Annotated in this window: 8 protein-coding genes and 1 tRNA gene; 6 read left to right on the forward strand and 3 right to left on the reverse strand. The window is 43.6% G+C overall.

Annotated elements, in window-relative coordinates:
* Positions 1–82: 82 nt before the first annotated feature.
* Positions 83–706, reverse strand: coding sequence for a response regulator transcription factor (locus tag QVO88_RS10295; RefSeq protein WP_022288383.1), 624 nt, complete (start codon positions 704–706; stop codon positions 83–85).
* Position 707: 1 nt separating this feature from the next.
* Complete coding sequence (locus QVO88_RS10300; protein WP_022288384.1) at positions 708–1,793, reverse strand: sensor histidine kinase; 1,086 nt, start codon at positions 1,791–1,793, stop codon at positions 708–710.
* 165 nt (positions 1,794–1,958) lie between these two features.
* Here QVO88_RS10300 and QVO88_RS10305 point away from each other — a divergent pair, with 165 nt between their 5' ends.
* The 6 genes from QVO88_RS10305 (at position 1,959) to QVO88_RS10330 (ending at position 8,183) form a co-directional block, all read left to right on the forward strand.
* Positions 1,959–3,953, forward strand: a complete 1,995-nt coding sequence (locus tag QVO88_RS10305; RefSeq protein WP_022288385.1) for an NAD(+) synthase — start codon at positions 1,959–1,961, stop codon at positions 3,951–3,953.
* 126 nt (positions 3,954–4,079) lie between these two features.
* Positions 4,080–5,399, forward strand: coding sequence for a glutamine synthetase family protein (locus QVO88_RS10310; RefSeq protein WP_022288386.1), 1,320 nt, complete (start codon positions 4,080–4,082; stop codon positions 5,397–5,399).
* A 33-nt stretch (positions 5,400–5,432) separates the two neighbouring features.
* Entirely contained in the window at positions 5,433–6,005 is a 573-nt protein-coding gene (locus QVO88_RS10315; protein ID WP_022288387.1) for an ANTAR domain-containing response regulator, read from the forward strand.
* Positions 6,006–6,105: 100 nt separating this feature from the next.
* Positions 6,106–6,969 (forward strand): class II fructose-1,6-bisphosphate aldolase, encoded by an 864-nt coding sequence (gene fba / locus QVO88_RS10320; RefSeq protein ID WP_022288388.1) that lies wholly within the window; start codon positions 6,106–6,108, stop codon positions 6,967–6,969.
* A 131-nt stretch (positions 6,970–7,100) separates the two neighbouring features.
* The gene (locus tag QVO88_RS10325; RefSeq protein ID WP_022288389.1) at positions 7,101–7,631 is read left to right on the forward strand and encodes a QueT transporter family protein; all 531 of its coding nucleotides are present in this window, start codon (positions 7,101–7,103) and stop codon (positions 7,629–7,631) included.
* Between the two features lie 465 nt (positions 7,632–8,096).
* Positions 8,097–8,183, forward strand: a tRNA-Leu gene (locus tag QVO88_RS10330).
* Positions 8,184–8,377: 194 nt separating this feature from the next.
* Here QVO88_RS10330 and QVO88_RS10335 read toward each other — a convergent pair.
* A partial coding sequence (locus QVO88_RS10335; RefSeq protein ID WP_288178008.1) for a hypothetical protein occupies positions 8,378–8,798 on the reverse strand: 421 nt, incomplete at its 5' end.

Genomic DNA, 8,798 nt, shown 5'->3' on the forward strand with positions numbered 1-8,798 from the left:
CGTGGGCTTCCATATCGAGGAAATCCACGGGCTTTGTTGCGCTTTTTTTTACAGCGCCTTTACTTTTTATGAAATTGTAGTGCTATTGTATGTTGGTATAGTAGAAAATAGCAAGCTGTGTGCGGTCACGGAGGGAGAGCTTTTCCAGGATAGTGCTGATGTAATTTCGCACTGTGCCCTCACTGAGATAAAGCAGTGAGGCTATTTCCTTGTTGCTAAGCCCTTTTGCCACCTGTTCGATTATCTCCTGCTCTTTTTCGACTATGCCGTAGTGGTCAAAATCAAAACTGCTGTGATTGGTAAGAAGCTCAGGAAGTTTACTTGCAACATCTGAGCCGAAAACTGTCTGCCCATTCATGACGGTTTCAAGGGCAGGGCATATGCTTTCAAAATCCTGCTTTAAAATATATCCCTTTGCTCCCATAAGCACAGCCTTTATAATGTATTCATCATCAGAAAATGTGGTAAGATAAAGTATCCTTGCGTCAGGGTACCCAGCAAGGATCTTTTCGCCGGCTTCAATGCCGCTCATGCCGTTCATGCGGATATCCATAAGCAGAACATCAGGCTTGAGAAGAGAATAAAGCTCTATGGCTTCCTCACCGCAGCTTCCCATGGCAAGAACTTTCACACTGCCTGTGCTTTCCAAAATGGTTTTCAGCGACACTGCCACAAGCTTGTCATCATCTATTATAACAATGTTCATGTCAATACCTCCGTTCAGTCAGGTTTTGTTTCGGCACAGACAGAAAAATGCGGAATCCCTTGCTGCCCGATGTGATGTTTATGTTCCCATTTAAAGAAGCCGCACGCTCACGCATATTGGCAAGCCCCATGCCGCTTTCATCTATCTTTTCGGGACAGCTTCCGTTGTCTGCGATACTAAGCTGATAAAGAGCAGGGTGTTCACGAATGATTATTTTTATGCTGTCACCGTCGCTGTGCTTTGCAGTATTGGAAAGTGCTTCTTTTATAACGCCAATAAAGCAAAGCTTCACATCTCGTGACATTCTTTCGGAAAAGTCATAATCACAGCTTACTGCAAATCTGTCTTTCAGAGGTCTTATGCAGTCTTCAACAGCAGGCTTTAGTGCGATAGAATCGTCATGAAGATCATGAACGCTGCTTCGTATGCTCGTCATGGCGGTGTTCAGCGTGCCGCTCAGGTCGTTGATGGCTTCACCGACAGTTTTATCTTTGTTTATGACCGAGAGCGCACCAAGCTGTAAAATAGACCTTGTGAGCATATGTCCCACATTATCGTGTATCTCCCTTGCAATGCGGTTACGCTCTTTCAGAGTGGCAAGATATATCTCGTAGTCTTGATTTCTCTGCATGGCTTTGTTTTTTTCTACAAGCTGGGTGGTAAGTTCTTTTGAATTGTCACGAGTATTTATGAGCATCTTTGTCATCTTTTCGTTCAGAACGCTGCGGCTTGAAATTGTGAAGCTTACCAAAAAAAGAGCGACAAGCGGGAATATGTCTTTTTCCAGAGTGAATATATTTGCAAGTACACCTATGAATGTTAAGACCATAGCAGGGTGAAATTTTGTACAGAAAGCATCATAAAGCACCAAAGGGGCGAGTATCAAAGCTTCTTTACTGAAAATGCAAAGTGAGCTGTACGCAATAACTGAAAGGTATGCAACGGCAGAACTTGGTTTTATTTGAAAGATAGCGGAGCATATGACAGCCAATAGTAATGTGGTGATGTTTGACGGATCTGTTCCCTCTGCAAGCATGAATGCACAGCAGCAAAGGCCTAAAAGAAACTTATCCCACAGCTTGTTCATATGGCGTTCCCCCTTTGATGTGATATCTCAATTTTAACACATTAGTGGCGGATTGTCTAGTATCGTTCTAAAATAGTTTTGCTATACTGTAAAAATCATTGACTTATACCTATAAAAAATGGTATAATGATAACAATGATAATTTCTTGTAAGGAGCTTATTTTTATGAAAGACGGTTTTATAAAGGTCGCCGCCTGCACCCCTGAGATACAGGTGGCAGACGTTGACTTCAATGTGGATAAAATAATCAGTCAACTTGAAAAGTGCAGGGAAGAGGGCGTAAAGGTCGCTGTGTTCCCTGAGCTTTGCATAACAGGTTATACCTGTCAGGACTTGTTCTTTCAGAACGCTTTGCTTGATAGGGCGATGTACGGTGCTGTGAAAATAGCGAAGAAAACTGTCAACAGCGATATGCTTGTGGCTGTTGGTATGCCTGTGAGGGCAAAGGGCAAGCTTTATAACTGTGCGGCAGTTATACAAAACGGTGAGATACTGAAATTTATACCGAAAACGCATTTACCGAATTATAACGAGTTTTATGAGGCAAGGCATTTTGCACCATATATGGGCGGCAATATCCAGCTTGAGCTTACACAGTATTTTGCCGATGACGATATGCATTCTGCACAAATGGGACAGTATGTCTTTGAGCTTGACAACTGGGAAAACAACGGCGAGCAGCCAAGCGACTGCGTGAAGATAGGCTTTGAGCTTTGCGAGGATCTGTGGGTGGCTGACCCTGTTTCAAATTATCTTGCTAAATCGGGTGCAACGCTTATTTGCAATCTGTCCGCAAGCGATGAGGTCATCGGCAAGGATTCTTACCGCAGACAGCTTGTGTCAAATCAGTCTGCAAGACTGGTGGCAGGATATATCTACTGCTCCGCCGGTGACGGTGAGTCAACGCAGGATATGGTCTTTTCAGGTCACAATATCATTGCAGAAAACGGCTCTATACTTGCAGAGAGCAGGCTTTTTGAAAACGGCATTACCATATCGGAAATAGATTTTAAAAAGCTTGCGTTTGAGCGAAGAAAAATTTCTACCTATCCTGCAAGCGCAGAGTGGGACTATTCTTCCAAGGACAGCGGTTTCTTGGATAAGGACAATATCTCCCGTGAAAGATTCAGCCTTGAAATGGGCGAAACAGCTTTGACAAGAAAATTTGCAAAAACGCCTTTTATCCCGTCAAATCAGGCGGAGAGAAACGAGCGCTGTCACCTTATTTTGCAAATGCAATCCCATGGACTTATGAAGCGTATCGCACACACACATTCCAAGACTGTGGTCATTGGCATTTCAGGGGGACTTGATTCTACGCTTGCACTGCTTGTGTGTGTAATGGCAATGGATCTGCTCAAAAGACCGCATACTGATATCGTTGCGGTGACGATGCCATGCTTTGGCACAACAAAGCGCACACGCTCCAATGCGGAAATACTTTGCGACGCTTTGGGGGTAACGTTCAGAGAGGTGGATATCTCAAAAGCAGTTTTACAGCACTTTGAAGATATCGGTCATGATTATAACGATCACAGCGTTGTGTTCGAGAATGGTCAGGCGAGAGAGCGCACAAAGGTGCTTATGAATATCGCAAATCAGGTGAGCGGAATGGTGGTCGGCACAGGCGACTTGAGCGAGCTTGCTCTCGGCTGGGCGACCTACAACGGCGACCATATGTCCATGTACGGTGTGAACGCTTCTATCCCTAAAACGCTGGTAAGGCATATCGTTCAGTATTACGGCGACACCTGCACATCTGATACTCTGAGAAATGTACTGTACGATATTTTGGACACTCCTGTTTCTCCTGAGCTTCTTCCTACTGATGAGAGTGGCACTGAGATGACACAGAAAACAGAAGACCTTGTCGGTCCATATGAGCTTCATGACTTCTTCCTTTACTATGGCATACGCTGGGGCTTTGAGCCGTCAAAGGTGAAAAGGCTTGCGAAATATGCCTTTGAGGGGGATTATCCTGACGAGGTCATAGACAAGTGGCTCAAAACATTCTATCGCAGATTTTTCTCACAGCAGTTCAAACGCTCCTGCCTGCCTGACGGCGCAAAGATCGGTTCTGTTACCCTGTCACCGAGAGGGGATTGGAGAATGCCGTCTGACGCTGTGGCTAAGCTTTGGCTGGAGGATATCGACAAATAACGCAAGGTAAAAATAAAGTAACAAAATCTTTATAACTGCTCGGTTTTACAGAATTGGCTGTTCAGATATAATTATAAGTAAGGAACGGAAAACTTTTCTGAACAGTATCATTACGGAGGATTTATTATGAAATACACAGAGAAAGAGGTTTTGCAGTTCGTTGAAGAAAACGACGTAAAGTTCGTAAAGCTCATGTTCTGCGATATATTCGGTTCGCTAAAGACTATCTCTGTTATAGCAGGCGAGCTGCCGAAAATATTCAGAGAGGGACTTATCTTTGACGCTTCAAAGCTCGGTGGCTTTTTGAATGTGACTGCTTCAGACCTTAGACTTTTCCCTGACCCTGATACGCTGGCGCTTCTTCCATGGCGACCGCAGCACGGCAGGGTAGTAAGATTTTTCTGCCACCTGAAATATCCTGACGGAACGGCTTTCGAGGGAGATGGCAGGTTTTTCCTCAAAACTGCTATCGCATATGCGAAGGGCAAGGGATATAACTTCCAGATAGGTACTTCATGCGAGTTTTACTGTTTTGAAAAGGACGATACTGATATGCCTACAAAGCGTCCTCACGATTATGCAGGCTATTGTGACGCTGCGCCTGTTGACAGGGGAGAAAACCTTAGACGTGACATATGCCTGACACTTGAGCAAATGGATATTTTCCCAGAAAGCTCAAGACATGAAACCGGTCCGGGTCAGAACGAGATAGATTTTCAGTATTCAAACGCACTGAAAGCTGCCGATAATCTTGTGACGTTCAAGAACGTTGTAAAATCTGTGGCTGACAGAAACGGGCTTTACGCAACGTTCATGCCAAAGCCTATCGTCGACAACTGCGGATCTGGTCTGCATATAATGCTCATGTGCATGAAAGGCACAGAAAATGTTTTCAGACCTCAGCTTGGCGGACTTTCCAAAGAGGCTGAGCGCATGATAGCAGGAATACTGAAAAACGTTGGCGATATGACGCTGTTTCTAAACACCACTACAAATTCATACAAACGTTTTGGCAGTCTGCTTGCACCTAAGTACATTTCATGGTCACATGAAAATTATGCACAGCTTCTTCGTGCACCGCTTGCTGATACAGATGAGAATGGTATAATACTCCGTTCAGCAGACAACACCTGTAATCCTTACTTTGCTATGGGTCTGCTTATTTATGCCTGCATAGACGGCGTTATAAATAAGGAAGAACTTCCAAGACCTATTAATTTCAATATAGGCTCGGCAGATGAAAGCGAGCTTGCAAAGCTTGAAACACTTCCGCAGTCTTTGAAAGAGGCAGTGGAACGTGCTGAAAAGAGCGAGTTTCTTGCGGATAGGCTTCCTGAGCATATGTTGGAGCGTTTTATCGCAATAGAAAAGGAGCTTATCATAGAATATGAGAGAGCTGCCGATAAGGAGCAGTTTGAAACAGCCAGATATTTTTATCATCTGTAATGTCAGAGAAAGCTAAAAAAAGGAGGTGGGGAAATGGACAGGATACTTGTGGCTTCAAGCAATGACAAGGCAACAGCTATGCTTGTGAGTCTGTTAAAAGAAACCTTTCCCACCTGCAAGACTTCTATAGCCGCAACGGGTCTTGAAACAAGGCGTGCGGTAGGGTCAGGCAGTTATGACTGTGTCGTGATAAACTGTCCATTGTCAGACGAATATGGCAACGAGCTTGCGGAGATAGTCTGCACCTCAACTGACGCAAGCTGTGTGGCTATCGCAAAGTCGGAAAATGCGGATATCCTTGCTGATAAACTGGAAGATTTCGGCGTAATGGTGATACCAAAGCCACTAGGCAGACAGTATTTTTACCGTTCAATGAAATTTGTCAGTGCCGCAAGAAAACGTATGCTCGGAATACGGTCTGAAAATCTGAAACTGCACAAAAAGCTTGAAGAGATAAGAACGATAAACAGAGCAAAGTGCTCACTTATGCAGTATCTTGGCTTTACGGAACAGCAGGCTCATAAATATCTTGAAAAGCAGGCTATGGATAAGAGATGCACAAAGATCGAGGTGGCTCAGAAGGTCATCGAGATGTACGAGGTTTAAATGTTACATAATTGTTAAATTAATGTCACGCTATTGCAATTTACGGTGTAATGTTGTATAATAATAGAGGAAAATTTTAAATAACGGAGGTCGTTAAAAAATGTTAGTTTCAGCTAAGGAAATGATGACAAAGGCACTTGCAGGCAAGTATGCTGTAGGTCAGTTCAATATTAACAACCTTGAGTGGACAAAGGCTATCCTTCTCACTGCTCAGGAACTGCAGTCACCTGTAATTCTTGGTGTATCTGAGGGCGCAGGCAAGTACATGACAGGCTTTAAGACAGTTGCTGCTATGGTTAAGGCAATGGTCGAAGAGCTCGGTATCACAGTACCAGTAGCACTTCACCTTGACCACGGAACATATGAGGGCTGCTACAAGTGCGTAAAGGCTGGTTTCTCATCTATCATGTTCGACGGTTCACACTATCCATTTGAGGAGAACCTTGCTAAGTCAACTGAACTTGTTCACGTTGCAGATCAGCTTGGTCTTTCTATCGAGTGCGAAGTTGGTTCTATCGGCGGCGAAGAGGACGGCGTTATAGGTATGGGCGAGTGCGCAGATCCAAACGAGTGCAAGACAATCGCTGATCTCGGCGTTACAATGCTTGCAGCTGGTATCGGTAACATTCACGGTAAGTATCCAGCAAACTGGCCAGGTCTTTCATTCGAGACACTTGCTGCTATCAAGGAAAAGGTTGGCGATATGCCACTGGTACTTCACGGCGGTACAGGTATTCCTGATGACATGATCAAGAAGGCAATCTCACTTGGCGTTGCAAAGATCAACGTAAACACAGAGTGCCAGCTTTCATTCCAGGAGGCTACAAGAAAGTACATTGAAGAGGGCAAGGATCTTCAGGGCAAGGGCTTTGACCCAAGAAAGCTTCTCAACCCTGGTTTCGAGGCTATCAAGGCTAAGGTCAAGGAGAAGATGGAACTCTTCGGTTCTGTTGGCAAGGCTTAATTAATAGCTAAATTAACGTAAATAAACGGGCTGTCGTTTCGGCGGCAGCCTTTTTATGTTATTTTATTTTCCAATTAAATAGAGTGTAACCTAGATCAACCACTCACAAATAAAAACAAGGAGATTTTTTTATGGAAATTTTCAGTGCACGTCGTTTAACAAACATGGGACTTGTTGCAGCGATATACGTTGCGGCAACAATGCTTTGCAGCTCACTTGCATACGGACAGGTACAGTTCCGCATATCTGAGGTTTTGATGCTACTTTGTTATTTCAACAAGGATTACATCATTTCGCTTTCTATAGGTTGTTTGATAGTCAATCTATTCAGTACGCTCGGAATGGTGGACGTAGTATTTGGAACGCTTGCTACAGTTGTGGCAGCGGTTCTTATCTATCTGCTGAGAAACAAGGTAAATCTTGTAGTTGCGTCGCTTTTCCCGGTGATATCAAATGCGGTGATAGTTGGCTTTGAGCTGACATATGTCTTCAAGACGCCGCTTCTTGTGAACATGGGCTGGGTAGCCTTAGGCGAATTTGTATGCGTAACGATAGTTGGTGTAATACTTATCAAGGCGCTTATGAAGAACAAGTATTTCAGCAAGCTTGTGACTTTCGGCATGAGTGATCAGGCTCTTAGTGAGCAGTTTAAAAACGGGTGATGATTCCGATATAAAAATCAGCCTGACTTTTTAGTCAGGCTTTATTTTTTGGCGTTTTTATCGAAAAAACTGCGAAAAAGTATTGACAAAGTACGTGTAATATGATATAATAAATACGTTGCATTGAGCAACGTTAAATATGCGGATGTGGCGGAATTGGCAGACGCGCTAGCTTCAGGCAGCGTAACGACAGTGAATTTATTTGCTTGGCTGCTTTCTGGTTCATCATAAATGTGGATTAGTGTGATAAGCACCCACCTCGGTTTTGGATTTGAGCCGAGTAAAAGTTTCAAATTTTTATATGCGGATGTGGCGGAATTGGCAGATGCGCTAGCTTCAGGCAGCGTAACGACAGTGGATTTATCTGCTTGCCGATTTCCTGTTCATATATCATGTGGAGCTGTTTGTGAAAAGCCCACCTCGGTTTTAGATTTGAGCCGAGTAAGAAGTTTCAAATTTTTATATGCGGATGTGGCGGAATTGGCAGACGCGCTAGCTTCAGGTGCTAGTGATCGCAAGGTCATGTGGGTTCAAGTCCCGTCATCCGCACCACGAAAAGCTCGATTTTATCGGGCTTTTTTCTTTTGCTCCAGTAAAAATAAATGGGCAGACGCGCTGGCTCTAAGAACGGTTTTTAACTGATTTTATGCTAAAACGCACTACCATAGCTAATGCGTCTGTCGGTTAATATATTCATATATGCAACGAAAAATCCGCAGGCGATACTGCGGATTTCGTTTTAATTTCTATGCTATTTCTAATTCGTCCGTTGGTTCAATAAACACGCTGACAGTTCCATTAAACTCTCCGTTCATCTCGAACCTGATGTCAAGACTTTTATCTTCGTTTTGATGAATGAAAATCCGCTTGACTAACATTCTTAGATTGATATCCGAAATCGTACCCTCGGACAGGATTTCATCAAGTATCTGTGTTGTGTTTTTAAGCTGTTCTTTTCTCTGTTTGCAGATTTTGTCATACTCTTTAAGATCAGTTATCCGTTTTTCAATAGCGGATATTTCTTCTTCACGCTTTGTAATCATATTGTTGTAGACCTGCGAGTGTTCTCTGTCTCCAATACGTTCAATTATCAAATCTTCAATCTGCTGTCTAAGCGATAAAATTTTATCATTGAGCTGCTGTATCTGACGTTCGTACAGCGGCTTT

The organism is Ruminococcus sp. CAG:57 (genome assembly GCF_000435935.1).
Taxonomy (GTDB): domain Bacteria; phylum Bacillota; class Clostridia; order Oscillospirales; family Ruminococcaceae; genus Hominimerdicola; species Hominimerdicola aceti.

Coding starts and splice junctions, on each gene's coding strand:
- QVO88_RS10310 (WP_022288386.1), top strand. CDS start 4,080: ATGAAATACACAGAGAAAGAGGTTTTGCAGTTCGTTGAAGAAAACGAC.
- QVO88_RS10300 (WP_022288384.1), bottom strand. CDS start 1,793: ATGAACAAGCTGTGGGATAAGTTTCTTTTAGGCCTTTGCTGCTGTGCA.
- QVO88_RS10315 (WP_022288387.1), top strand. CDS start 5,433: ATGGACAGGATACTTGTGGCTTCAAGCAATGACAAGGCAACAGCTATG.
- QVO88_RS10305 (WP_022288385.1), top strand. CDS start 1,959: ATGAAAGACGGTTTTATAAAGGTCGCCGCCTGCACCCCTGAGATACAG.
- QVO88_RS10325 (WP_022288389.1), top strand. CDS start 7,101: ATGGAAATTTTCAGTGCACGTCGTTTAACAAACATGGGACTTGTTGCA.
- QVO88_RS10295 (WP_022288383.1), bottom strand. CDS start 706: ATGAACATTGTTATAATAGATGATGACAAGCTTGTGGCAGTGTCGCTG.
- fba (WP_022288388.1), top strand. CDS start 6,106: ATGTTAGTTTCAGCTAAGGAAATGATGACAAAGGCACTTGCAGGCAAG.